Genomic DNA, 24,611 nt, shown 5'->3' with positions numbered 1-24,611 from the left:
GAGCCCCCTGAGCCCGCTGAGACCCCTGGGCCTCAGCGGGCGGCGGAGGTCGCGGCGGTCCGTACCGGGTACGTCCGGACCGCCACCTCGTCGTGGTCCAGGCAGCGCCCCGACTCCAGGTCGAAGCGCTGCTTCAGCAGCGGGGAGGCCACGAAGGCCCGCCCCGCCACCGTCCCCACGAGCCCCCGCGAGAGCACCTGGGCCCCCGTGAAGGGGTCCTGGTTGGCGATGGCGTACGGGCGCCCCGCGCGGTCGACGAAGACCGCGGCCTGGCTCCCGTCGGGCAGCAGGGCCGCCACCCCGCGTCCGGGGATGAGCGCCGACAGCTCGCACACCGTCAGCCAGCCTTCGGGCACACGCAGTTCCACGGTCATCGGGGGCCTCCCACGGGAAGAAGGGTCAAGGCGGTCAGGTCGGGCTTGACCTGATCGCGCTCGGGAACGAACCGCACGGTCGGATCGGGGGCGCCGGGCGCGTTGACGAACGACACGAACCGGCGCAGCCGCTCCGGGTCCTGGAGCGTTTCGGCCCATTCGTCGCGGTAGTGCGCCACGTGATCGGCCATCAGGGACTCCAGCTCCGCGCACAGCCCCAGCGAGTCGCGCACGATCACGTCCCGCAGGTGCTCCAGGCCGCCCTCCAGCCGGTCCAGCCAGGTGGAGGTCCGCTCCAGCTGCTCGGCGGTGCGGATGTAGAACATCAGGAACCGGTCGATGAGCCGGACCAGCTCGGCGTCCGACAGGTCCTGGGCGAGCAGATCGGCGTGGCGCGGGGTGGCCCCGCCGTTGCCGCCGACGTACAGGTTCCAGCCGCTCGCCGTCGCGATGACCCCGAAGTCCTTGCTCTGCGCCTCCGCGCACTCGCGGGCGCAGCCGGACACCGCCGACTTGAGCTTGTGCGGCGCGCGCAGGCCCCGGTAGCGCAGCTCCAGGTCGATGGCCATCCGCACGCTGTCCTGGACCCCGAAGCGGCACCAGGTCTGCCCGACGCAGGACTTCACCGTCCGCAGCGCCTTCCCGTACGCGTGCCCGGACTCGAACCCGGCGTCGACGAGCCGCGCCCAGATGCGGGGGAGCTGCTCCACGCCGGCGCCGAACAGGTCGATGCGCTGCCCGCCGGTGATCTTCGCGTAGAGGCCGAAGTCGCGGGCCACCTCGCCGATCACGATCAGCTTGTCCGGGGTGATCTCGCCGCCGGGGATGCGGGGGACGACCGAGTACGAGCCGTTGCGCTGGAGGTTGGCGAGGAAGTGGTCGTTGGTGTCCTGGAGGGCGGCCTGCTCCCCGTCGAGGACGTAGCCGCTCGCGCCGAGGGTGGGCGCCAGCGAGGCGATGATCGAGCCGACGGCCGGCTTGCAGACCTCACAGCCCTCGCCGCCGCGCGCCTCCGGGCGGCCGTGGCCGTCGAGGAGCCGCTCGTACGAGGTGAGGCGGCGGGTGCGGACGATCTCGTAGAGCTCGGCGCGGCTGAAGGGGAAGCAGCGGCACAGCCCCTTGTCGGCGGCGCTCGGCAGCAGCCGGCCGATCACCTTGACGCAGCTGCCGCAGCCGGTACCGGCCTTGGTGCACTTCTTGACCTCGGCGAGGTCGGCGCAGGCGGTGATGGCCTTCTTCGTGACGTTGTGGCAGGAGCAGATCACCGCGCTGTCGGGGAGCGCCGACGCGCCGAGCGTGACGGGCGCGCCGAGGCCGGCGGGGAGCACCAGCTGTTCGGGCGCGACGGGCGGGACGCTGCCGGTGAGCGGGCGCAGCAGCCCGTACGAGTCGGCGTCGCCGACCAGGACGCCGCCGAGGAGGACGCCGTCGGGGGAGACGACCAGCTTCTTGTAGACGCCGGAGCGGGAGTCCGAGTAGACGACGGCCAGGCTGCCGGAGGCCGCGCCGTGGGCGTCGCCGAAGGAGGCCACGTCCACGCCGAGCAGTTTGAGCTTGGTGGAGAGGTCGGCCCCGGTGAACTCCTTGTCGCGGCCGAGCAGGTCCTCGGCGGCGGTCTCGGCCATCTCGTAGCCGGGGGCGACCAGGCCGTAGACGCGGCCGTCGGCGGCGAGGGCGCACTCGCCGATCGCGTAGACGCGCGGGTCGGAGGTGCGGCAGCGGGCGTCGATGCCGATGCCGCCGCGTTCGCCGACGGTGAGGCCCGCGGCGCGGGCGAGCTGGTCGCGGGGGCGGACGCCGGCGGAGAAGACCACGAGGTCGGTGGCGACGGTGGAGCCGTCGGAGAGCCGCATGCCGGCGACCGATCCGTCCTCGCCGGTGATGATCTCCTGGGTGCCGACCCCCGTGTGGACGGTGAGCCCCATGTTCTCGATGGTGCGCAGCAGGGCCGTGCCGCCGCCCTCGTCGATCTGGACGGGCATCAGGCGCGGGGCGAACTCGACGATGCGGGTGGTGAGTCCGAGGCCCTGGAGGGCGCCCGCGGCTTCCAGGCCGAGGAGGCCGCCGCCGACCACGGAGCCGCTGGTGCGGGTCCTGGCGTACTCCTCGATCTCCAGGAGGTCCTCGATGGTGCGGTAGACGAAGCAGCCGGGCGCGTCCTTGCCGGGGACGGGCGGGACGAAGGGGTGGCTGCCGGTCGCGAGGACGAGCACGTCGTACGGGAACACCCGGCCCGAGCGGGAGGTGACGGTGCGGGCCTCGCGGTCCACGGCCTCGGCGGGGTCGCCGAGGTGCAGCTCGATGCCGTGCTCGGCCATGAACCCCGGCGGGGTCAGCGACAGGTCCTCGGGCGTGCTGCCGGAGAAGTACGAGGTCAGGTGCACGCGGTCGTAGGCGGGCCGGGGCTCCTCGCAGAGCACGGTGATCCGGTGCGTGGCGGTCGCACCGCGCTCGGCGAGGGCCTCCAGGTAGCGCTGGCCGACCATGCCGTGGCCGATGAGCACGATGGCGGGAGTGGGCGTGGCTGCGGCCATGATCAGGAACCTCCTGCGGTAGGTGCGGCGGGCGCGGCCCGCGGGTGCCGAGGGACCGGCGCCGGCCACGGCCGCACCCGGGTTCCGAGGGCATGGCACGAGCGTGCGCCGCCGCTGTTTCCCCGCCACATCGCCGGGGTTACCCGAGCGGAACGCTGACCTCAGCGCGCGGATTAAGCGCCCGTGAGGCGTTCCTCAAGGCCGGCTTAAGGATCATCCGCGGGGCCCGGAGCGGCTCCTCGCGCCCCGGGCGGGCCCCTAGCGTGAGCGCCATGCGAGATGCGGCGGTGCGGGTCAGGGGCGGGATGCTGGGCGGGGCGGGGGTGGTGGCCCTGCTGTGGGCGGCGCAGGTGCGGCCCTCCGCCCGGCTCGACGCGCTCTTCGCCACCGCCGCCCACCTGACCGGGCTGCTCGCCGGGTACGGGGTGCTGGTGCTGCTGTTCCTGATGGCCCGGGTGCCCGCCGTCGAGCACGGGGTCGGCGCCGACCGGCTCGCCCGCTGGCACGCGCTCGGCGGCCGGTACGTGCTGCTGCTCTGTTTCGGACACGGCCTCCTCGCCCTCCTCGGCTACGCCGTGCACCAGGACGCCGACGTGGTCTCCGCCGTCCGGGACCTGCTCGGCTACCCGGCCGTCGCCGCCGCGGCGGCCGGTACGGGGCTGCTGGCCGCCGTCGGAGTCAGCTCCGCCCGCGCCGTACGCCGCCGCGTCCCGCACGAAACCTGGCGCGGCGTACACCTGCTGGTCTACCTCGCCGCGGCGCTCGCTTTCGGCCACCAGCTCGCCGGGCCCGACCTCGCGGTCGCCGCCTGGTTCTGGGCCCTCGCCCACGCCACCGTCGCCGTGCTGCTGGTCTGGTACCGCGCCGTGGTCCCCGTACGGCAGGCCCTGCGGCACACGCTGCGGGTGGGCGAGGTACGGGCCGAGGGGCCCGGGGTGGTGTCCGTCGTCATGTACGGGACGCACCTGGCGGAACTGCGCGCCGAGCCCGGGCAGTTCCTGCGCTGGCGGTTCCTCCAGCGCAGGCTCTGGCACACCGCCCTGCCGTTCTCGCTCTCCGCGCCGGCCGGCGGGGGCACCCTGCGGATCACGGTGAAGGCGCTCGGCGGCCACTCCCGCCGGATCCGGCGGCTGCGGCCCGGGACCCGGGTCATCGCCACCGGACCGTTCGGGGCGCTCACCGCCGCCCGGCGGACCCGGCCCAAGGTGCTGCTCATCGCCGGTGGCGTCGGGATCACCCCGATGCGGGCCCTGTTCGAGACGCTGCCCGGCGGGCCCGGGGACCTGACCCTGCTCTACCGGGCCGGGGCCGAGGAGCAACTCGTGCTGCGCGGCGAGCTGGAGGCCATCGCCGCCGAGCGGCAGGCCGGGCTGCACTACCTGCTCGGGCCGTCCGGCGCCGCGTACGATCCGCTGGCCCCGCAGGCGCTGGCCGCGCTGGTACCGGACCTGGTGGAGCACGACGTGTACCTGTGCGGGCCGCCGGGGATGGCGGAGGCCACCCGGTCCGCGCTGCTGCGGGCCGGGGTGCCGGCCGGGCGGGTCCATTCCGAGTGCTTCAGCTTCTGATCCTTCCCCCCCGTCCGCCTGTCCGCCTGTCCGTCCGTCCGCGAGAGGGCATACCGCGTCATGCGTCACCCGCTGCATGCTCCGTTGTCTGTGCCTGCGACCGTGGCCGCGCCCGCAGGCGTGCCCGGGGCTCGGCACCGCAAGCCGCGCGGGCCGTCCGCCCTGCGGGCAGGGGTGGCCGCGCTGGCCTCCGTACCGCCCGGGCGGCGGCTGGCGGCCGGGCTGGGGCTGGCCAGCGTGCTGGCCGCGACCGTGCTGACGGCGGCCGTGGACCCGGCGGCTCCGGTGGCCCCGGACCGGGTGCCGGCCCGGGAAACCTCAACCTTTGCGCAAGTTTCCGGGGATTGATGAGTGGTGCACCCATCGGCTTCGTAGGGTCAGGACGTGCCTGACATATCAACGACCATGATCATCGTGCTGTGCGTGGCCGCCGCGGCGGCCGGCTGGATCGACGCGGTGGTGGGCGGCGGCGGACTGCTGCTCCTGCCCGCCCTGCTGCTCGGACTGCCGAACGCCCACCCCGCCACCGTGCTCGGCACCAACAAGGCCGTGGCCATCGTGGGCACCGCGGGCGCGGCCGTGACGTACGCGCGCAAGGCGCCGGTGGACGTGAAGCTCGCCGTCCGGATCGGACTGGCCGCGCTCGCCGGCTCGATGGGCGGCGCCGCGCTCGCCGGCGGCATCAGCAAGGACGCGCTCCGCCCGCTGATCATGCTGGTGCTGGTGGTGGTCGCCGGCTTCGTGATCTTCCGCCCGGCCTTCGGCACCGCCCCCGGCGCCACGCCCGTCAGCCGGCGGCGCGTGCTGCTCGCCATCGGGCTCGCGGGGCTCGGCATCGGCTTCTACGACGGTCTGATCGGTCCCGGCACCGGTACCTTCCTGGTCCTCGCCCTGACCGCGCTGCTCCACCTCGACCTGGTCACCGCCTCCGCCACCGCGAAGATCGTCAACTGCTGCACCAACGCCGGGGCGCTCGCGATGTTCGCCTACCAGGGCATGGTGCTGTGGCAGCTGGCCGCGCTGATGGCCGTGTTCAACCTGGCCGGAAGCATGGTCGGCGCGCGGATGGCGCTCAAGAAGGGCAGCGGGTTCGTGCGGGGCGTGCTGCTGACGGTGGTGTCCGCGCTGGTGATCAAGCTGGGCTTCGAGCAGTGGGGCTGAGGCTCAGTACGTCGCCGTGAGGTGGGCGAAGACGACCACGTTCCCCCGGTAGCCGGTGCGGTGCGAGAAGCCGCCGCCACAGGTGATCACCCGGAGCTCGGCGCGCGGCGAGGGCCCGTAGACACGGGAGTCGGGGAAGGCGTCGGCGTCGTAGACCTCGATCGCGTGGACGGTGAAGACGGCCGTCCGGCCGTCGGCGCGCGGCACCTCGATGGCGGCGCCCCGGCGCAGCGCGCCGAGGTTGTAGAAGACGGCCGGGCCGGTGGCGTGGTCCACGTGCCCGGCGATGACGGCCGTTCCGGTGGCACCGGGGGTGGTGCCGTCGCGGTACCAGCCCGCGAGGTCCCGGCGGGCCGGAGGGGGCACTTCGAGGCTGCCGTCGGGGGCCAGGCCGAGCCCGGTCAGCGGGGCGTCCACGCGGATGGAGGGGATCCGGATCCGGGTGGGCGGGGAACCGGGGAGCGGCGCGATGCTCGGGCCGTAGTCGGCCGCGCGGGCGCTGAGGGAGTCGGCGGGGGAGGGCTGCGGGGGCCGGACCGGTTCGCTGGACCCGCTGCCGACGAGCCAGATGCCGACGCAGGCGGCGAGCGCGAGGAGCCCGCCGCGGCCGGTGCGGCCGCCGGGTCTGCCGGGTCCGCCGGGTCCGGCGGGTCCGGCGTAGCCGGAGGTGCCCATGCCTGCCCCCTGGGGTGTGCGTACGACTGGCCGTCGCCCGGCCCCGCGAACGGGGGGGACCTCGCGGGGCGGGCAACGGGGGACGGTACCGGTCGGACCGCGGCCGAAGCCGCGGTGGGCGCCCGTCAGCTCCGCGTGCCGCTCGCCCGGCGACGCAGGAGCCAGGTACCGCCGGCGGCGGCCGCGGCCAGGACGGCCACTCCCGCCGCGATCTTGGCGGGGTCGGTGGTGGTGGTCGTCCCACCGCCGACCCCGGTCTTCACGTGGCCCTGCGGGCCGCGCTCGGTGACGACGAGGTCGCCGGTGGCGAACTTGCCGTTGGCGCAGGTCGCGCCGATCTCGTAGGTGCCGGGAGGGGTGTCGCGGGCGACCTGGAACTGACCCACGACCACTTCCTTGTGCGTGCCCGGGACCAGCTTGAAGCGGCCGCCGCCGATGGTGCTGGCGTCGCCATCGGCGTGGCTGCCGTTGCCGCAGGCGGAGGTGTTCGCGGTGACGGTGCCGCCGGGGGCTGCGGACTTGGGCCAGACCTCCAGGGAGGCGAAGTCGCCGGGCGCGAAACCGGTCAGGCCGGGCACGCCGAGTTCGGCCGCGGCGACCGCTCCGGCGACCGGGCCGGCGAAGGCGACGACGGTCAGCGCGGAGGCGGTGAGCACGTGGGCGGTGCGTCGGCGCATGGGGGGCTCCTGGGTGACGCGGGGTCGTGTTCCGAGATAAACCGGGGTGCGGGGTTCGCGCCTGCTGAGGTTGCGTCAGATTTGTGGGCCGATTTGTGTTGGCGCAGGTCAGGGGGGTTGAGGGGGTGTTCGGAGTGGGACGGCCGTTTGGGTGGGCCCGCGGGGGCCGGGGGCGGGGTGGGGTGTTGTCCGGGACTGCATGATTTATGGCGGCTGGTCGGGTGCTGTCGCCTTGCGGCTCCCCTTCACGCCACAAATCACGTTTTACGTCCCGGACAACACCCCACCCCACCCCACCCCCGGCCCCCGCGGGCGGGGAGACTGGGGTGTGTTCGATGCGGCGCGAGGAGTGGGGGCGGCTTATGGCATCGGGTGGTGAGGAGATGGGCGAGGAGCTGCCGTTCTTCGTCTACGGGACGCTGCGGCCCGGTGAGGTGAACCACGACCTGTTCCTCAAGGGCCGTACCGCCGCCGAGGAGGCCGCGCGGCTGCCCGGCGCGCTGCTCTACGACGGCCCCGGGTATCCGTACGCCGTTCCGCACGCGGGGTCGGAGATCGTGGGCGAGCTGATCACCGCCGCCCCGGGGGCGTACGGGAGGCTGCTGGCCGAGCTGGACCGGCTGGAGGAGTACCACGGGCCCGGCCGGCCGCTGAACGTCTACGACCGGGTTCGCAGGGAGGCGGTCCGCCCGGACGGGACCAGGGTTCCCGCCTGGGTCTATCTGGCGGCCCCGCTGCTGGAGCGGCGGCTGCGCGAGTCCGGTACCGAGATACCGGGCGGGGACTGGTTCCGGCGCTAGGTCAGAGCCCTTCCGCGCCTCGGTTGCGCAGGCGCTGGCCGTACTGCTGGAGGACCCACAGCTCCTCCTGGACCGCGGCCAGTTGCTCCGCCGGGGCGTGCGGACCCAGGCGGGACATCGTGCCCTGGATCTCGTGTACCCGGCGGTCCACCGCGCGCAGGCGGACCTGGACCAGCTGGACCCCGGCGTAGATCTCGTCCACCGTCTTCGCGTGGATCGCCTCGACCGCGAGCTCCGTCACCAGGGCCCGGACGGTGTCGTTCGGGGCGGCCGCGCGGACCCGGGCCAGGTAGTCGTCCGTGCCCTGCGACGCGCCGCCCGCGTCGAGGATGGCCTGGCGGACGGCGGCGTAGGGCGGTGCGGTGAACTCGTCCATCCCGTACGCGTCGAAGGCCGGGGAGACCAGCGCGGGCCGCTGGAGCGCCAGCTTCAGCAGCTCGCGCTCGGTGCGGTGGGCCGGGCTGCGCAGGTTCAGCGCGGGACCGCCCGCGGGGGCGGCGGGTGCCTGGGCGGCGCCCTCGTAACCGGAGGAGGCGCGGCCGCGGGAGGGCGGCTGCTGCTGGCCGCCCCGCTCACGGGCCCAGCGGGCCAGCTGCGCCACCCGCTTGACCACGAACTGCTCGTCGCGGATGCCGAGCATGCCCGCCAGCTGGACCGCCGACTCGTGCTGGATCGCGATGTTCTTGATGTTGGCGACGACGGGCGCGGCCTCGTCGAGCGCGGCCGCCCGGCCCGCCGGGTTCTCCAGGTTGTGCCGGGCCACGATGTGCCGCAGCGCGAACTCGAACAGCGGGGTACGGGCCTCCACGAGCCCGGACACCGCCGCGTCGCCCTGCGCGAGGCGCAGGTCGCAGGGGTCCATGCCCCCGGGGGCGATGGTGATCGAGGTCTCGGCGGCGAACTTCTGGTCGTCCTCGAAGGCCCGCAGGGCCGCCTTCTGCCCGGCCGCGTCGCCGTCGAAGGTGAAGATCACCTCGGCGGTCGCGTTGTCCATCAGCAGGCGGCGCAGGATCTTGATGTGGTCCCCGCCGAACGCCGTGCCACAGGTCGCGATCGCGGTGGTGACCCCGGCCATGTGGCAGGCCATGACGTCGGTGTAGCCCTCGACGACCACGGCCCGGGAGGTCTTGGCGATCTCCTTCTTGGCCAGGTCGATGCCGTAGAGCACCTGGGACTTCTTGTAGATCGCCGTCTCCGGCGTGTTCAGGTACTTGGGGCCGTTGTCGTCGTCGCGCAGCTTGCGCGCGCCGAAGCCCACCACCTCGCCGCTGATGTCGCGGATGGGCCACATCAGCCGGCCGCGGAAGCGGTCGATGGGCTTGCCGCTGCGGCTGTCCTGGGCCAGGCCCGAAGTGATCAGTTCCTTGTCGGTGAAGCCCTTGCCGCGCAGGAAGCGGGTGAGGTGGTCCCAGCCGGCCGGGCTGTAGCCGACGCTGAAGTGCTCGGCGGCGGCCTGGTCGAAGCCGCGCTCCGCGAGGAACTTGCGGCCGATCTCGGCCTCGGCGCCGCCCAGCTGGTCCACGTAGAACTGCGCGGCGGCCTTGTGCGCCTCGACGAGGCGGATGCGCTCACCGCGGCCGCTGGTGCCGGCGGTGTAGCCGCCCTCCTCGTACCGCAGGGTGATGCCGGCCTGGCCCGCCAGCCGCTCGACCGCCTCCGAGAAGGAGAGGTGGTCGATCTTCATGATGAAGTCGAGGGTGTCCCCGCCCGCCTGGCAGCCGAAGCAGTGGTAGAGACCCTTGCCGGGGCTGACCTGGAAGGACGGGGACTTCTCGTCGTGGAAGGGGCAGAGGCCCTTGAGGTTGCCGCCGCCCGCGTTGCGGAGCTGGAGGTAGTCGGAGACCACGGCGTCGATCGGGACCGCGTCCCGTACCGCCTTCACGTCGTCGTCGTTGATCCGTCCTGCCACGCGTGAAGTCTACGGCCGGGCGGGGGCAAACCCGTCAGGCCCCCTGCGCCTGCGGCAGGGAGCTCAGCGGAACCGACGGGTCCGCCAGCGCCTCGCGATTGACCGGGGACTTGGACCTGATCAGGGCCTGGATCTGATCCGTGACATCCCACACATTCACGTTCATCCCGGCGAGCACCCGCCCCTCCGACAGCCAGAAGGCGATGAACTCCCGCTTGGCCACGTCCCCGCGGATCAGCACCTGGTCGTAGCCCCCCGGCGGCGCGTACCCCGAGTACTCCAGGCCCACGTCGTACTGGTCCGAGAAGAAGTACGGCACCCGGTCGTACGACACCTCCTGCCCCAGCATCGCCCGCGCCGCCGCCGGGCCACCGTTCAGCGCGTTCGCCCAGTGCTCCACCCGCAGCCGGGTCCCGAGCACCGGATGGTGGGCGGCCGCCACGTCCCCCACGGCGAAGACGTCCGGGTCGGACGTGCGCAGCGAGGCGTCCACCGCGATCCCGCCGCCGTGCTCCCGGTCCACCAGGGCCAGCCCGGAGGTCTCGGCGAGCGCGGTGCGCGGCGCGGCCCCGATCGCCGCGAGCACCGCGTGCGCCGGGTGCTCCTCCCCGTCGTCCGTACGGGCCGCCAGCACCATGCCGTCCTGGCCGATGATCTCCGTCAGCCGGGCCCCGAAGTGGAAGCGGACCCCGTGGTCCTCGTGCAGGTCTCCGAAGAGCCGGCCGATCTCCGGGCCGAGCACCGCGTGCAGCGGGGTGGGCTCCGGCTCGACCACCGTGACCTCCGCCCCGTACCCGCGCGCCGCGGCGGCGACCTCCAGGCCGATCCACCCGGCGCCCGCGACCAGCAGGTGCCCGTTGTCCCGGCCGAGCCGCGACAGCGCGTTGCGCAGCCGTTCGGCGTGCGCCAGCCGGCGCAGGTGGTAGACCCCGGCCAGGCCCGTGCCCGGGATGTCCAGGCGGCGCGGCTCGGCGCCGGTCGCCAGCAGCAGCTTGTCGTAGTGCAGCGCGGTGCCGTCGCCGAGGACGACCTTCTTCTCCTCCCGGACCAGGTGGACCGCGGGCTGGCCGAGGTGCAGCTCGATGTCGGAGCGCGCGTACCAGGACGCCTCGTGCACGAAGACGCTCTCGCGCTCCTCCTTGCCCGTCAGGTAGCCCTTGGACAGCGGGGGCCGTTCGTAGGGATGGTCGCGCTCGTCCCCGACCAGGATCACCCGGCCCGTGAACCCCTCGGCCCGCAGCGTCTCGGCCGCCTTCGCCCCCGCGAGCCCCGCGCCGACGATGACAAATGTCCGGTGTGCGTCGACCACCTGATGCCTCCTCATAACCTCACCGCCATGTGCGACCACATGCGAGCGTCCCGCACTGAGCCTGCCGCGTGAAGGGGCAGTGGCCCGATCGGCTCACCCGTCGGCGCGTCGAGTGCGGCGCGTGAGGCGGTCGTGCAGGGAGCGCGCGGCGGCGTCGGTGAGGGAGGCGATCTGGTCGATGACCGCGCGTTTGCGGGCCTTGTCGTCCGCCGCGGTGTCGAAGACCGCCCGGAACTGGGGGTCCAGCCCCTCGGGCGCGCGGGCGCTGAGCGCCTCAGCGAGTTCGGCCAGGACGACGCGCTGGTCGGCGCGGATCCGCTCCTGCTCGTCGCGCTGCATCACGTACAGATCGGCGACCGCCTTCAGCACCGCGCACTCGTTGCGCGCCGCGCGCGGGACGACCAGCTCCGCCGCGTACCGGGTGAGCCGGCCGGAGCCGTACGCCGCGCGCGTGGCGCCCTCGGCGGCCAGGCAGAAACGGCCGATGAGCTGGCTGGTGGCGTCCTTCAGACGGGCCTGGGCGACGGCCGAGCCGTCGTACCCGTGCGGCCACCACTCCTCCTCCATCAGCCGGTCCAGGGCCTCGCGCAGCTCCTCCGGGTCGGTGTCGGCCGGGACGTAGCGCCCGATGGCGACCCGCCAGATCGCGGTCCGCTCGGGCTCGGCGAAGAGCAGGTTGGGATCGAGGTGGCCCGCGTGCAGGCCGTCCTCGAAGTCGTGGACGGAGTACGCCACGTCGTCCGCCCAGTCCATCACCTGGGCCTCGAAGCACTTGCGGTCCGCGGGCGCGCCCCGGCGCAGCCACTCGAAGACCGGCAGGTCGTCCTCGTACGCGCCGAACTTGACCGAGCCGGGGTCCGTGGGGTGACCGCCGCGCGCCCACGGGTACTTGGTGGCCGCGTCCAGCGAGGCCCGGGTCAGGTTGAGGCCGACGCTGACGAGCTCGCCCGTCCCCGGATCGGGCACGAAGTGCTTGGGCTCCAGCCGGGTCAGCAGCCGCAGCGACTGGGCGTTGCCCTCGAAGCCGCCGCAGTCCTCGGCGAACTCGTTGAGCGCCTCCTCGCCGTTGTGGCCGAAGGGCGGGTGGCCCATGTCGTGCGAGAGGCAGGCCGCCTCGACCAGATCGGGGTCACAGCCGAGCGCCGCGCCGAGCTCACGGCCGACCTGGGCGCACTCCAGGGAGTGCGTCAGGCGGGTGCGCGGGCTCGCGTCCCAGTCGTAGGAGCGGGTGCCGGGGGTGACGACCTGGGTCTTCCCGGCGAGGCGGCGCAGCGCGCCGGAGTGCAGCACCCGCGCGCGGTCGCGCTGGAAGGCGGTGCGGCCCGGGCGTTTGTCGGGCTCGGCGGCCCAGCGCTCGGTGTCCGACGGGCCGTACACGCCGGTGGGGCCGTCGGGTCGGTGGGGTGCGGTGGTTGCTTCCGGGCCTTCCATGCCTCAGACGGTAACCGCAGACACCGACAATCGGAGCAATCCGTCCCGGCGGGACCCTCAGGCGGTGGCCAGTTCCCGCTGGTCCCCGGCCACGGCCGCCGCCAGCGCGGCGTCATAGCGCCGCAGGACCAGCCGGGCCAGCGCCGGATGGGCCCCCAGCGGCGCGGCCGCCGGACCGGGCGCGGCCGCCGCGCACTGGGTGGCGAACCTCCCGGGCGCGGTGAAGTACGAGGCCACCGCGACCCGGTGGTGACCCCGCGCGGCCAGCGCCCGCACCGCGTCGGGCACGGTCGGGGCGGCGGCGCAGGCGTAGGCCGCCACCACCGCGACCCCGCCGAGCCGCTCCGACAGCAGGGCGGCGCTGCGCCGGGTGTCGGCGGCGGAGTCCGGGTCGCGGGATCCGGCCGCGGCCAGCACCACGGCGGCCCCCGGGGTCCACCCTGCCTCCAGCAGCCGGTCGTACAGGGCCTCCACGAGCAGCGGGTGCGGGCCCAGCGGGGCGGCGATCCGGGTCCGCAGGTGCGCGGCCCGGGCGGCGCTCGCGGGCAGGTCCCGTTTGACGTGGTGCCCGCGCCCGAGCAGCAGCGGCACCAGCACCGCCGAACCGGAGACCTCCCGCAGGGCGTCGCCGAGCAACGGCCGGTTCAGCTCGATGTGCCCGAGGCGGACATCGAGGCGGGGCCGGAGCTCCCGGACCCGGTCGAGGAGGGCTTCGACGGCGTGCGGTGCGCGCGGGTCCCGGCTTCCGTGGGCCACGGCGACGAGGGTGGGCTGCATACATGGACTCCGGGGTGCCGGTCCGCCGTCCTGTGCCGCGGGCGCAGGCCGCTGAGCTGCGTGCCGAGCTGGGCGGTGATCCGGCCCAGCAGCTCCGCGGTGGTGGCGGGGGGAAGGGGGAGGGTCAATGACTCGGGAGGGTGCACCGGCTCCGTCATGAACCGATCCTGGGGGTTCGAGGTTGCCGTGGCGTTGCGCCGGGATGACGGGTCTTTTCCACCCGCTCACGGCGGCCCCGGCGCGCGGCTGAAACCGCGCGCTCCCCCCTGGCGTCCTGACCAGCGGATCACCGGACGACCGGACCGCCGGACCACCGGCCAGGACCGCCGGCACGGCCATCACACCCAGGGGGAAAGGGACATGCGCGCACCGCGCCTGACCGAGACAGCGCGCCGGGCGCGGAAGCTGCTGCCGCGCACCGTGCGGGCCCGGCGGCGGGCCGTACGGGCGGTGATGGCCGGGTGCGTGCTGGCGCTGCTGCCCTCCGCGTGGACGCACGTGGTGGCCGCCGACCGGCTGCGCACCACCGCCGGGGCCCCGTCGGCCGAGGTGGCCGTGGTGTTCGGGGCGGGCCTGTGGAACGGGCGGCCCACCCCGTACCTGGCGGCCCGGCTCGACGCGGCCGCCGAGCTGTACCGCGCGGGCAAGGTCAAGGTCGTGCTGGTCAGCGGGGACAACAGCCGTACCGAATACGACGAGCCCGACGCGATGCGGACGTACCTGACCGCACACGGGGTGCCGGGGGAGCGGATCGTCAGCGACTTCGCCGGCTTCGACACCTGGGACTCCTGCGTCCGCGCCAAGGAGATCTTCGGCGTGCACCGGGCGGTGCTGATCAGCCAGGGCTTCCACATCCACCGGGCCGTCGCCCTGTGCGAGGCGGCGGGCGTGGACTCGTACGGGGTCGGGGTGGCCGACGCGCACGACGTGACCTGGTACTACGGCGGCACGCGCGAGGTCTTCGCCGCCGGAAAGGCGGTGCTGGACGCGGTGTTCGAGCCGGAGCCGCGGTTCATGGGACCGAAGGAGGAAGGGGTGTCGCGGGTACTGGCCGCTCTGGCGGACTGACGCCGCTGTCGGCCGGGCCCCGGAGTCCGGCCCCGAAAGTCTGCTCGGACATGCGTCCGGTAGGCATCGGGCCTTCCGGCGGGGGGTAACCATCCGGTCACGCACCGGACTCAGAAAGTGCTCGCACGCCCCTCGTGGCGGTGATGTGCCGTACCCCACACTGAGGTGCGGTGCTTGAGTCCTCGGAGCCCTGGAGGTCGCCCCCGTGCAGACCCAGACCCTGACCGTGAACCTGAGCGGGCCCGTCCACGGCGCCGGCGGCGCCGAGGCGGACGAGCCCGAGGCCGAGGCCGAGGCCGTGGAAGACGAGCCGGAGCCCCTGGAGCTGATCGAGCAGGTGCCGCAGCAGCGCAAGCGCACCGCCGACAGCGGGAGCGGATCGGGGCCCTCCGCCGACCTCTTCCGGCAGTACCTGCGCGAGATAGGCAGGATCCCGCTGCTCACCGCGGCGGAAGAGGTCGAGCTCGCGCGGCGCGTCGAAGCCGGACTGTTCGCCGAGGAGAAGCTCGCCGGCCACACCGATCTCGACTTACAGCTCACGCTCGACCTGGACAAGCTCGTCGTCATGGGCCGGATGGCCAAACGCCGCCTCATCGAGTCGAACCTGCGGCTCGTGGTCTCCGTCGCGAAACGCTACGTCGGCCGCGGCCTCACCATGCTCGACCTGGTCCAGGAGGGGAACCTCGGGCTGATCAGGGCCGTTGAGAAGTTCGACTACGCGCGCGGCTACAAGTTCTCCACGTACGCGACCTGGTGGATCCGCCAGGCCATGTCCCGGGCCCTCGCCGACCAGGCCCGGACCATCCGCGTGCCCGTGCATGTCGTCGAGCTGATCAACCGCGTCGTCCGCGTCCAGCGCCGCATGCTCCAGGAACGCGGGTATGAGCCCACCGCCGAAGAGGTCGCCGTCCACCTGGAACTGACCCCCGAGCGGGTCCTTGAGGTACTGCGCCTCGCCCAGGAGCCGGTCTCGCTGCACGCACCCGTCGGCGAGGAGGACGACGTCGCCCTCGGCGACCTCATCGAGGACGGCGACGCCGCCTCGCCCGTGGAGTCCGCCGCGTTCTTCCTGCTGCGCGAACACCTGGAAGCCGTGCTGTCCACGCTCGGCGAGCGGGAGCGCAAGGTCGTCCAGCTCCGGTACGGGCTCGCCGACGGCCGCCCGCGCACGCTGGAGGAGATCGGACGCATCTTCGGCGTCACCCGCGAGCGCATCCGGCAGATCGAGTCCAAGACCCTCAACAAGCTGCGCGACCACGCCTTCGCCGACCAGCTCCGCGGCTACCTGGACTGACGACGGCGGCCGCCGCACACGCGGAAGGGGTGCCCCCGTACGAGGGCACCCCCAGCGGTGCGGTCAGCGGGCCGCGCGTGCGGCCGCGCCGCCGCCTAGTCGACCTCGGCCACCGCCTGCGCGAACTGCGCCGTGTACAGGCGCGCGTAGGCGCCGTCCGCGGCCAGCAGCTCCTCGTGCGAGCCCTGCTCCACGATCGAGCCGTTCTCCATCACCAGGATCACGTCCGCGTCGCGGATCGTGGACAGCCGGTGCGCGATCACGAACGACGTACGGCCGTGCGCGAGGCGCGCCATCGCCTTCTGGATCAGCACCTCGGTACGGGTGTCCACCGAACTCGTCGCCTCGTCGAGCACCAGGATCACCGGGTCCGACAGGAACGCCCGGGCGATGGTGATCAGCTGCTTCTCGCCGGCGCTGACGCCCGCGCCCTCGTCGTCCAGCACGGTGTCGTAACCGTCCGGCAGGGTGCGGACGAACCGGTCGGCGTGCGCGGCGCGCGCCGCCTCCTCGATCTCGGCGCGCGTGACCTCGCGCGACGCCCCGTAGGCGATGTTCTCCGCGATCGTGCCGCCGAACAGCCAGGTGTCCTGGAGCACCATGCCGATGCCCGTGCGCAGTTCCTCGCGGGTCATCTTCGCGATGTCCACCCCGTCCAGGGCGATCCGGCCGCCCGTGACCTCGTAGAACCGCATCAAGAGGTTGACGAGCGTGGTCTTGCCGGCGCCCGTCGGGCCGACGATCGCGACCGTCTGGCCCGGCTCGACCGTCAGCGACAGGTTCTCGATCAGCGGCTTGTCCGGCTCGTAGCGGAACGCCACCTTGTCGAGGGTGACCTGCCCGCGCAGCCGCTCCGGGCGCTCCGGGACGTCGACGTCCGGCTCCTGCTCCCGCGCGTCCAGCAGCTCGTACACCCGCTCCGCCGAGGCGACGCCGGACTGCACCAGGTTCGCCATCGAGGCGACCTGCGTCAGCGGCATCGAGAACTGGCGCGAGTACTGGATGAAGGCCTGCACGTCACCGATCGACAGGGTGCCCGAGGCCACCCGCAGACCGCCGACCACCGCGATCAGCACGTAGTTGATGTTCGAGATGAAGAACATCACCGGCTGCATTATCCCGCTGACCAGCTGCGCCTTGAACGAGGCCCGGTACAGCTCCTCGTTCTGCTCGGCGAAGACCGCCGCGGACTCCTTCTGCCGGCCGAAGACCTTGACCAGGTTGTGGCCCGAGTACATCTCCTCGATGTGCGCGTTCAGCGTGCCGGTGGTCTTCCACTGCGCCACGAACTGCGGCTGCGACTTCTTGCCGATCTTCGCCGCGACGAACACCGACACCGGCACCGTCACCAGCGCGACCAGCGCCAGCAGCGGCGAGATCCAGAACATCATCGCCAGCACGCCGACGATCGTCAGCAGCGAGTTCAGCAGCTGACCCATCGTCTGCTGGAGCGTCTGCCCGATGTTGTCGATGTCGTTCGTGGCCCGGCTCAGGACCTCGCCCCGCTTTTGCTGGTCGAAGTACGACAGCGGCAGCCGCGACAGCTTCCCCTGGAGCTCCTCGCGCATCCGGTACACGGTGCCGTTCATGACGTGGTTCGACAGCCGCGTCGCCACCAGCATCAGCAGACCCGCCAGCGTGAAGACCACCAGCGCCCAGATCGCCACGACCCCGACGGCCCCGAAGTCGATGCCCCGGCCCGGGGTGAAGTCGGTGCCGGACAGCATGTCCGCCATCCCGCCGTGACCGTCCGCGCGCAGCTTGTCCAGCGCCTCCTGCTTGGTGACGCCGGCCGGCATCTGCCGCCCCACGATCCCCGCGAACACCAGGTCGGTCGCCTGCCCGAGGATCTTCGGCCCGACGACCGCGCAGCCGACGCTGCCGACGACCGCCACGACCATGCCCCACAGCTTGGCCCGGTCCTGCGTGAGCTGCTTCAGCAGCCGTTGGCCCGAACCCTTGAAGTCCAGGGACCGCTCGTTCGGCCCCATCATCATCCGTCCTCCGGGCCCGCTCATGCGGCCTCCGCCTCCGTCAGCTGGGAGAGCACGATCTCCCGGTAGGTCTCATTGCCGGCCATCAGCTCGTGATGGCGCCCCTCGCCCACGACCTCGCCCTCGTCCAGGACGATGATCCGGTCGGCGTCACGGATCGTGGAGACCCGCTGCGCGACGATGACCACCGTCGCGTTCTCGGTCTCGCGGGCCAGCGCCGCGCGCAGCGCCGCGTCCGTCGCGTAGTCCAGGGCCGAGAAGGAGTCGTCGAAGAGGTAGATCTCCGGGCGCTGCACGAGCGTGCGGGCGATCGCCAGCCGCTGGCGCTGGCCGCCGGAGACATTGGTTCCGCCCTGGGTGACGGGTGCGTCGAGGCCGCCCTCCAGCTCGGACACGAAGTCCTTCGCCTGCGCCACCTCCAGCGCCTGCCACAGCTCCTCGTCCGAGGCGTCCGGACGCCCGTAGCGCAGGTTGGACGCGACGGTTCCGGAGAACAGGTACGGCTTCTGCGGGACCATGCCGACCGTCTTCGCCAGCAGCTCCGGGTCCAGGCGGCGTACGTCCTCCCCGTCGACCAGCACCTCGCCGCCGGTCGCGTCGAACAGCCGGGGCACCAGGCCGAGCAGCGTGGACTTGCCGCTGCCGGTGGAGCCGATCACCGCGGTGGTCTCGCCGGGGCGGGCCACCAGGTCCACCCCGCGCAGCACCGGGGCCTCGGCGCCCGGGTAACGGAAGTCGGCGCCGCGCAGCTCCAGGCTGCCTCGGCGCAGGAGCTTCGTGACCGGGTCGGCGGGCGGGACCACGCTGGACTCGGTGTCCAGGACCTCCTGGATGCGCTCGGCGCAGACCTCGGCGCGCGGCACCATCATGAACATGAAGGTGGCCATCATCACGGCCATCACGATCTGCATCAGGTACGCGAGGAAGGCCGTCAGCTGGCCGATCTCCATGCCGCCGCTGTCGATGCGCATCGCGCCGAACCAGATGACGGCGACGCTGGAGATGTTCACGACCACGATCACGGTGGGGAACATCAGGGCCAGCAGCTTGCCGGCGGCCAGCGAGACGCCCGTGAGGTCGGCGTTGGCCTCCCGGAAGCGGTCCTTCTCGTACTCGTCGCGGACGAAGGCGCGGATCACCCGGTTGCCGGTGATCTGCTCGCGCAGCACCCGGTTCACGGTGTCCAGGCGTTCCTGCATCTGCCGGAACAGCGGCCGCGTCCTGAAGACGATCGCGCCGACCGAGACGCCGAGCACGGGCACGACCGCGAGCAGCACGCCCGACAGCCGCACGTCGAGGGAGAGCGCCATGGCGATGCCGCCGACGCACATGATCGGCGCGGAGACCATCAGGGTGAAGGTCATCAGGACCAGCATCTGGACCTGTTGGACGTCGTTCGTCGTACGGGTGATCAGCGACGGGGCGCCGAAGTGGCCCAGCTCCCGGGCGGAGAAGCTCTGCACCCGGTCGAAGACGGCGGCGCGGACGTCCCGGCCGACGGCCGCCGCGGTGCGGGCGCCGAAGTAGACGGCGCCGATGTTGCAGCCGAGCTGGACGAGCGAGACACCGAGCATGAGAGCGCCGAAGCGCAGGATGTAGCCGGTGTCGCCGTTGACCACACCCTTGTCGATGATGTCGGCGTTCAGCGTCGGGAGGTAGAGGGTCGCGCTGGTCTGCAGAAGCTGGAGCAGGACCAGGAGGGCGATCGGTTTCCGGTACGGACCCAGATGGGTCCGCAGAAGTCGTATGAGCACGCGCAGGCTCCGGTCGGCAAGATCGAGGGGGTTCAGTCCATCTTGAGCCACCGCGAGGCCCGATCCTCAACCCTTTTCGCAAAGGCCGGTCAAAAGGAGTACCCGCCCGCCGGCAGTCCTAAGCCGCGAGTTCCGGACCTCGCCGCTTCTAGAACGCCCCGGGGTGGATCTGCTCCCGCGTGGTGACGTACTGCTGGCGCACCGCCCGCCAGGCCGGGTAGTCCTCGCCCGGCTCGAAGACCTGCGCCGCCGGCGCCGGCCACACCGGCGGGGCGTGCGGGGCCAGCGTGCCCTGCTGCGCCCCGAGCGCCCACGCGGCCTGCCGCGCCGCGCCCAGCGCCGCGTAGTCGGCCGGCGCCGGCACCACGATCTGCGTCCCGAACAGCCCGGGCGCGAAGGCCTGTACGGCGGGCAGCCCGGCCGCCGCGCCCAGCAGGAACACCCGGCGGATCTCGACGCCGCGCGAGCGCAGCACGTCGAGCGCGTCCACCAGCCCGCACAGCATGCCCTCGAACGAGGCCCGGGCCAGGTGCTCGGGCTTCATCGAGTCCCGCCGCAGCCCGGACAGGGTCCCGGCGGTGTGCGGCAGGTTCGGCGTCCGCTCGCCCTCCAGGTACGGCAGGAGTACGAGGCCGTGCGCGCCCGGGGTCGACTTCAGCGCGAGCTCGGACAGCCCCTCCAGATCGGTGCCCAGCAGCTCGGCGGTGCCGCGCAGGGCCCGTACCGCGTTGGAGGTGTTCACCACCGGCAGGTGCATGCCGCTGGCGTCGGCGAGGGAGGTGATCAGCCCGCCGGGCTCGGAGAGGGCCTCGTGGTGGACGGCCATCACGGAACCGGAGGCGCCCAGCGAGACCACCGCGTCGCCGGGGCCGAGGCCGAGCCCGAGGGCCGCGGCCATGGTCTCGCCGGTGCCGGCGGAGATCAGCAGTCCCTCCGGGGTGGTCCCGGCGGCGTCGGCCGGGCCGAGCACCTCGGGCAGCAGGGCCATGTGCCCGAGCGCCAGCTCGACCAGGTCGGGGCGGTAGGAGCCGGTGGCCGGGGACCAGTAGCCGGTGCCGGAGGCGCCGCCCCGGTCGGTCGTCCGCCGGGCCGGCCGGCCCAGCAGCTGCCACACCAGCCAGTCGTGCGGGGACATCAGCACGGCCACCCGCCGCGCGGCGTCCGGCTCGGCGCGCGCCAGCCAGGCCAGCTTCGCCAGGGGCTGCGCGGAGTGCGGGACCGACCCGACGGCCTCGGCCCAGGCGCTGCGACCGCCGAGCGCGTCGACCAGGTCGACGGCGGCGACCTGCCCGCGCTTGTCGTTGCCGACCAGGGCGGGACGCACCAGGGCGCCCTGCGCGTCCAGCGGCAGCACGCCGTGCTGCTGGGCGGAGACCCCGATGGCCTGCACCCCTTCGAGGAGCCCGCCGCCGGCGGCCTCGCCGAGGGAGAGCAGCCACGCCTGCGGATCGGTGTCGTGTGGGTGCGCGCCCTCCGGTTCCCCCGCGGGCTGCGGGTGGGGCGCGTAGCCCTGGCGCAGCACGGCACCCGTGTCGGTGTCACAGACGACGATGCGAGTGAAGGCGGAAGAACTGTCCAGCCCGGCGACTATCCCCATGCGGAGAATTCTGCCGCACGGGGCGACGGGCTCCACCGGCACCTCGGGCCCGCGGGTGCCGGCGGAGCCCGGTGCCTCAGGTGTTGCTCGTACCCCAGTCGTCCTCGGCCGCGCCGGCGCCGCCGCCGACCCGGTCCCGCAGCCCGCGCACCCGTCCGGCCAGCGAATCCGGCACCGCGTCGCCGACCTTGTCGCTCACGGCGGCGAAGGCCTTCCCGGCGAACTGCCGGCCGGTCTGCCCGGCGCTCTCGGCCGCGTTGCGCACCGCGGGGTTCTGCGCGACCTGCCGCGCGGACTTCCGCAGCTGCTCGTACCGCTCGCGCCCCGCCCGGGTCCCGAGCACGTATCCCACGCCCAGTCCGAGCGCGAAAGCGATCTTGTACCGCATGCCTGCCACCCTTCGTCGTGTGGTGCCCGGCCTGCTTCCGATACCGATTGGCGGAGCACCCCCCTGCTTGCGCTAATCTATGACTCGCAGCGAGCGCTCGCCCCCCGGGAATGGCCGGAGGTGGGCTGTTCGGTGCACCGCAGCAATCCCCTGTAGCTCAATTGGCAGAGCAGCCGGCTGTTAACCGGCAGGTTACTGGTTCGAGTCCAGTCGGGGGAGCGCAGTCCCCTGTAGCTCAATTGGCAGAGCATTCGGCTGTTAACCGGAGGGTTGCTGGTTCGAGTCCAGCCGGGGGAGCGTGGAAGAAGAGGGCCCCGGGTGGGTCCTCTTCTTTTTTTGCCCCTGGCACGGAACCGGGCAGCCCTCGGCGCGGTCTCTCTGAACAGGCGAAGCCGATCATGCGAGGCATCCGAGGCAGGAGATCGTATGAGCGGCTATGCTGCGGCAGACGGCGCGCACACATGTACGCGCCACGCCGTAAAGGGGCGGTAGCTCAGCCGGTTAGAGCAGCGGACTCATAATCCGTCGGCCGTGGGTTCGAGTCCCACCCGCCCCACTCCAGAGCTGGTCAGCAGAAACGTTGCGGCCGGCCGGTCCGGTGCCCCGCTCGGTTGGATCGGCGGGGCACCGTCGCGTTTCCGGGGCCGCGGTGGCTAGAAGTTCTCCGTTTCGTCCGCCAGGTGGCGCAGGACGTCCGTGAGGTCCTGGCGGCGGGCGTAGGCCGCGCGTTGGCGGTGGGCGCCCGAACCGTCGCGGAGCAGGCCGGCCATGGTCTTGGCCGCGTGATCGAGGTCACCGGCGACGGCCAGGTCCGCGGCGACGTGGTCGAGCAGGGCCTCCGCGAGGTCGGCCGCCGGGAGTTCCGCGCCCGTGTACGGGTCCAGGCCGAAGCCCTCCAGCCCGTCGTGGGCGGCCCGCCACCGGGCGAGGCGGAGCACGTCGTCCCGTATCGCCGGTTCCGGGCGGTGCTCGGAGATCTCCTGGAGCGCCTTGGCCACCAGGGCCCGGGCCAACTCGGCCTGGAGGATGGCCGTGTCGAGGTCCGGGGACATGTCCGGCGCCCGGATCTCCAGCGTGGGCCAGTGCCCGGACGGCCGCAGGTCCCAGTAGACCATCTTGGTGTCGAGGGCCGCCCCGGAGCCGAGCAGGTTCTGCACCGAGCGCCGGAAGTGGGCCGTGGAGGTGAAGTGCGGGGGCAGTCCCGCCGAGGGCCAGCCCGCCCAGGCCATCGCCCGCCAGCTGGCGTGGCCCGTGTCGCGTCCGCCCCAGAAGGGGGAGTTGGCGGCCAGCGCGATCAGCGTGGGCAGCCACGGTCTGACCCGGTTGGACACCGCCACCGCCGTGTCCACGTCGAGGGTGCCGATGTGGATGTGCCGGCCGCAGCTGACCAGGGTGTCGGTGAGCGCGCCGAACCGCCGGTGCTGTTCGCGCTGGCGCGGCTCGTCGTCGGTCAGGTGCAGCGGCCCCTCCAGGGCCACCACCGGCGAGGGGGCGGCCAGCAGCCGGCAGCCGTGCGCGCGGGCCGCCCGGGCGAGGGTGCGCCGCAGGGCGGCGAGCTCCGCGCGCAGGGTGACCGCCGAGTGGGCCACCGGCGTGGAGATCTCCACCTGGTAGCGGGTGCCCTCGGGGTGCAGCTCGTGCGGGAGCCCGGCGGCCGTGTCGAGGACGAGCGGGGCGGCCGGGACCACCCGGAGGGTGCGGGTGTCGATGAGGAGGAACTCCTCCTCGACCCCGACGGTGAGGGGGCCCGTACCGGTCGTGGTGCTGGTGCTCGTGGTGCTGGTGCCAGGTTCGATCACTGCGCCTCCCTGGACATACGAGTCTTTTCATCATGAGCTGATCGGGAGGCGAGGAGCGCACGTCGATTCAGTCAAATGTCAGGTGATAATGGCGAGTTAGCGGCAAGCGGCTCGCCGCGCTGGGGCCGCCGGTCCGCGAGGGTCGGCTGTTGCGGGTGCGTGAACGGGGACCGGGCCGGGCCCGGGCCCGGACGGGCCGCTGGTTATCATCCGTTGTGACTGGTACCTCCACGGAACCCCGCCCCAGGCCGCGCATATTCGCGGACCTGACCCCGCTCCGTTCCTCGCCGCACTACCGGCGGCTGTGGTTCGGCGGCACCATCTCCTGGATGGGCCAGGCGATGACCGCCCTCGCGGTCTCGCTCCAGGTCTACGAGATCACCGGCTCCAGCTTCTCCGTCGGACTGGTCGGCCTCTTCTCGCTCGTCCCGCTCGTCGCCTTCGGGCTGTACGGCGGGGCGATCGCCGACACCGTGGACCGGCGCAAGCTCGGCCTCTACAGCTCCACCGGCCTCGCCGCCTTGTCGGTCGTGCTGGCCGGGGCCGCGCTCATGGACTACCACCGGGTCTGGCTGCTGTACGGGGTCGTCGCGCTCCAGGCGGTCTGCGGGGCGCTCAACGGACCGGCCCGGTCCGCGATGATCCCGCGCCTGCTGCCGCCCGAGCAGCTGCCCGCCGCGAACGCGCTGAACTCCGTCACCATGACCTCCGGGACCATGCTCGGCCCGGTGCTCGGCGGGGTCATCGTCGGCTGGTGGAGCTACCAGGCGGCGTACCTGATCGACGCCGTGACCTTCGCGGCCGCGCTCTACGCGATGTGGCGGCTGCCCTCGATGAAGCCGGACCGCGCGGAGGGCAAGCGGGGCAGGGCCTCCGTCCTCGACGGGCTGCGCTTCCTCGGCACCCGCCCCAACATCCGGATGACCTTCTTCTCCGACCTGGCCGCGATGGTGCTGGCCCACCCGAGGGCGCTGTTCCCGGCCGTCGCCGGGCTCTGGTACGGCGGCGACGCCAAGACCGTCGGCCTGATGATGGCCGCGCCCGCCTTCGGGGCGCTGCTGGGCGGCCTGTTCTCCGGCTGGCAGGGGCGCATCCGCCGCCACGGGCTGGCGATCCTGCTGTCGGTGGCGGGCTGGGGGCTGGCCGTGGCCGTCTTCGGGGTGACCCGGAACCTGTGGCTCGGGCTGTTCTTCCTGGCCCTGGCGGGCTGCGCCGACACCGTCTCGATGGTGTTCCGCACCACCATGCTCCAGGCCGCGACCCCGGACGAGATGCGGGGACGGCTCCAGGGCGTGTTCATCGTGGTCGTCGCGGGCGGACCCCGGCTCGGCGACTTCCTCGCCGGCACCGCGGCCGACCTGACCTCCCCGCGCGTGGCGATCACGGGCGGGGGGCTGGCGTGCGTGCTGGTCCTGGTGCTGCTCGCGCTGCGGTGGCGGGGCTTCGCGCGGTACGACGCGAGGTCGCCGGAGGCGTGAGGCGGCGCCGGGACGGGGCGGCGC

At 73.1% G+C, this 24,611-nt stretch carries 20 protein-coding genes, 3 tRNA genes and 1 pseudogene; 11 read left to right on the top strand and 13 right to left on the bottom strand.

The features are described from left to right. Positions 1-32 precede the first annotated feature (32 nt). A complete protein-coding gene (nirD, locus tag EES41_RS12940) occupies positions 33-374 on the bottom strand; it encodes a nitrite reductase small subunit NirD (protein WP_123078200.1) in 342 nt (113 codons plus the stop codon). Continuing rightward, on the bottom strand, positions 371-2,908 hold the full coding sequence (gene nirB / locus EES41_RS12935; RefSeq protein WP_123082426.1) for a nitrite reductase large subunit NirB: 2,538 nt from the start codon (positions 2,906-2,908) through the stop codon (positions 371-373). Before nirB ends, nirD begins: the two co-directional genes overlap by 4 nt. Before the next feature lie 272 nt (positions 2,909-3,180). Here nirB and EES41_RS12930 point away from each other — a divergent pair, with 272 nt between their 5' ends. The 4 genes and pseudogenes from EES41_RS12930 (at position 3,181) to EES41_RS12920 (ending at position 5,637) form a co-directional block, all read left to right on the top strand. Next, the gene (locus EES41_RS12930; RefSeq protein ID WP_123078198.1) at positions 3,181-4,476 is read left to right on the top strand and encodes a ferric reductase-like transmembrane domain-containing protein; all 1,296 of its coding nucleotides are present in this window, start codon (positions 3,181-3,183) and stop codon (positions 4,474-4,476) included. A gap of 90 nt (positions 4,477-4,566) precedes the next feature. Beyond that, positions 4,567-4,824, top strand: coding sequence for a hypothetical protein (locus EES41_RS41390; RefSeq protein WP_164495821.1), 258 nt, complete (start codon positions 4,567-4,569; stop codon positions 4,822-4,824). Continuing rightward, positions 4,784-4,885: pseudogene (locus EES41_RS44165) on the top strand (hypothetical protein); the annotation flags it as partial. The gene EES41_RS41390 and the pseudogene EES41_RS44165, both read left to right, overlap by 41 nt. Next, positions 4,861-5,637 carry a TSUP family transporter gene (locus EES41_RS12920; protein WP_123078196.1) on the top strand — a complete coding sequence of 259 codons (777 nt, stop codon included), beginning with the start codon at positions 4,861-4,863 and terminating at the stop codon, positions 5,635-5,637. The pseudogene EES41_RS44165 and the gene EES41_RS12920, both read left to right, overlap by 25 nt. A 3-nt stretch (positions 5,638-5,640) precedes the next feature. Here the strand turns inward: EES41_RS12920 and EES41_RS12915 are convergent, their stop codons facing one another. Together EES41_RS12915 and EES41_RS12910 are read right to left on the bottom strand one after the other, a co-directional pair. Next, complete coding sequence (locus tag EES41_RS12915; protein WP_123078194.1) at positions 5,641-6,312, bottom strand: class F sortase; 672 nt, start codon at positions 6,310-6,312, stop codon at positions 5,641-5,643. Between the two features lie 125 nt (positions 6,313-6,437). After that, positions 6,438-6,989 carry a hypothetical protein gene (locus tag EES41_RS12910; protein WP_254211423.1) on the bottom strand — a complete coding sequence of 184 codons (552 nt, stop codon included), beginning with the start codon at positions 6,987-6,989 and terminating at the stop codon, positions 6,438-6,440. 362 nt (positions 6,990-7,351) lie between these two features. Here EES41_RS12910 and EES41_RS12905 point away from each other — a divergent pair, with 362 nt between their 5' ends. Continuing rightward, positions 7,352-7,789 (top strand): gamma-glutamylcyclotransferase family protein, encoded by a 438-nt coding sequence (locus tag EES41_RS12905; protein WP_164495820.1) that lies wholly within the window; start codon positions 7,352-7,354, stop codon positions 7,787-7,789. Position 7,790: 1 nt separating this feature from the next. Here EES41_RS12905 and dnaG read toward each other — a convergent pair whose 3' ends face one another. The 4 genes from dnaG to EES41_RS12885 all read right to left on the bottom strand — a co-directional run bounded on the left by dnaG (position 7,791) and on the right by EES41_RS12885 (position 13,215). Next, positions 7,791-9,698 carry a DNA primase gene (gene dnaG / locus EES41_RS12900; protein WP_123078190.1) on the bottom strand — a complete coding sequence of 636 codons (1,908 nt, stop codon included), beginning with the start codon at positions 9,696-9,698 and terminating at the stop codon, positions 7,791-7,793. A gap of 34 nt (positions 9,699-9,732) precedes the next feature. Further along, complete coding sequence (locus tag EES41_RS12895; RefSeq protein WP_008739246.1) at positions 9,733-11,007, bottom strand: NAD(P)/FAD-dependent oxidoreductase; 1,275 nt, start codon at positions 11,005-11,007, stop codon at positions 9,733-9,735. 93 nt (positions 11,008-11,100) lie between these two features. Beyond that, positions 11,101-12,438 (bottom strand): deoxyguanosinetriphosphate triphosphohydrolase, encoded by a 1,338-nt coding sequence (locus tag EES41_RS12890; protein WP_123078188.1) that lies wholly within the window; start codon positions 12,436-12,438, stop codon positions 11,101-11,103. 57 nt (positions 12,439-12,495) lie between these two features. Next, a complete protein-coding gene (locus tag EES41_RS12885; protein ID WP_123078186.1) occupies positions 12,496-13,215 on the bottom strand; it encodes a sirohydrochlorin chelatase in 720 nt (239 codons plus the stop codon). Positions 13,216-13,575: 360 nt separating this feature from the next. Between EES41_RS12885 and EES41_RS12880 the strand changes: the two genes are divergently transcribed. Then, on the top strand, positions 13,576-14,283 hold the full coding sequence (locus EES41_RS12880; protein WP_123078184.1) for a vancomycin high temperature exclusion protein: 708 nt from the start codon (positions 13,576-13,578) through the stop codon (positions 14,281-14,283). Positions 14,284-14,488: 205 nt separating this feature from the next. Continuing rightward, positions 14,489-15,577: an RNA polymerase sigma factor gene (locus EES41_RS12875; protein WP_123078182.1), complete on the top strand. Its 1,089-nt coding sequence runs from the start codon at positions 14,489-14,491 to the stop codon at positions 15,575-15,577. Positions 15,578-15,672: 95 nt separating this feature from the next. Here the strand turns inward: EES41_RS12875 and EES41_RS12870 are convergent, their stop codons facing one another. The 4 genes from EES41_RS12870 to EES41_RS12855 all read right to left on the bottom strand — a co-directional run bounded on the left by EES41_RS12870 (position 15,673) and on the right by EES41_RS12855 (position 21,310). Continuing rightward, complete coding sequence (locus EES41_RS12870; RefSeq protein ID WP_123078180.1) at positions 15,673-17,595, bottom strand: ABC transporter ATP-binding protein; 1,923 nt, start codon at positions 17,593-17,595, stop codon at positions 15,673-15,675. After that, positions 17,592-19,325, bottom strand: a complete 1,734-nt coding sequence (locus tag EES41_RS12865) for an ABC transporter ATP-binding protein (protein ID WP_123078178.1) — start codon at positions 19,323-19,325, stop codon at positions 17,592-17,594. The genes EES41_RS12870 and EES41_RS12865 overlap by 4 nt, the downstream gene beginning before the upstream one ends. A gap of 148 nt (positions 19,326-19,473) precedes the next feature. After that, the gene (locus EES41_RS12860) at positions 19,474-20,922 is read right to left on the bottom strand and encodes an FGGY family carbohydrate kinase (protein ID WP_123078176.1); all 1,449 of its coding nucleotides are present in this window, start codon (positions 20,920-20,922) and stop codon (positions 19,474-19,476) included. A 76-nt stretch (positions 20,923-20,998) separates the two neighbouring features. Beyond that, positions 20,999-21,310, bottom strand: coding sequence for a YtxH domain-containing protein (locus EES41_RS12855; RefSeq protein WP_123078174.1), 312 nt, complete (start codon positions 21,308-21,310; stop codon positions 20,999-21,001). Between the two features lie 146 nt (positions 21,311-21,456). On the opposite strand from EES41_RS12855, the gene EES41_RS12850 reads away from it, so the two are divergent. The 3 genes from EES41_RS12850 to EES41_RS12840 all read left to right on the top strand — a co-directional run bounded on the left by EES41_RS12850 (position 21,457) and on the right by EES41_RS12840 (position 21,866). Beyond that, a tRNA-Asn gene (locus EES41_RS12850) sits at positions 21,457-21,529 on the top strand. Positions 21,530-21,534: 5 nt separating this feature from the next. After that, positions 21,535-21,607, top strand: a tRNA-Asn gene (locus tag EES41_RS12845). 185 nt (positions 21,608-21,792) lie between these two features. Continuing rightward, positions 21,793-21,866: transfer RNA gene (locus EES41_RS12840), tRNA-Ile, on the top strand. Positions 21,867-21,963: 97 nt separating this feature from the next. Here the strand turns inward: EES41_RS12840 and EES41_RS12835 are convergent. Then, on the bottom strand, positions 21,964-23,109 hold the full coding sequence (locus tag EES41_RS12835) for a glutamate--cysteine ligase (RefSeq protein ID WP_123078172.1): 1,146 nt from the start codon (positions 23,107-23,109) through the stop codon (positions 21,964-21,966). Positions 23,110-23,324: 215 nt separating this feature from the next. Between EES41_RS12835 and EES41_RS12830 the strand changes: the two genes are divergently transcribed. Continuing rightward, positions 23,325-24,587 carry an MFS transporter gene (locus EES41_RS12830; RefSeq protein ID WP_123078170.1) on the top strand — a complete coding sequence of 421 codons (1,263 nt, stop codon included), beginning with the start codon at positions 23,325-23,327 and terminating at the stop codon, positions 24,585-24,587. Positions 24,588-24,611: the final 24 nt, after the last annotated feature.

The organism is Streptomyces sp. ADI95-16, assembly GCF_003721495.1.
GTDB classification, from domain to species: domain Bacteria; phylum Actinomycetota; class Actinomycetes; order Streptomycetales; family Streptomycetaceae; genus Streptomyces; species Streptomyces goshikiensis.
This window is presented reverse-complemented; position numbering and strand designations above follow the sequence as displayed.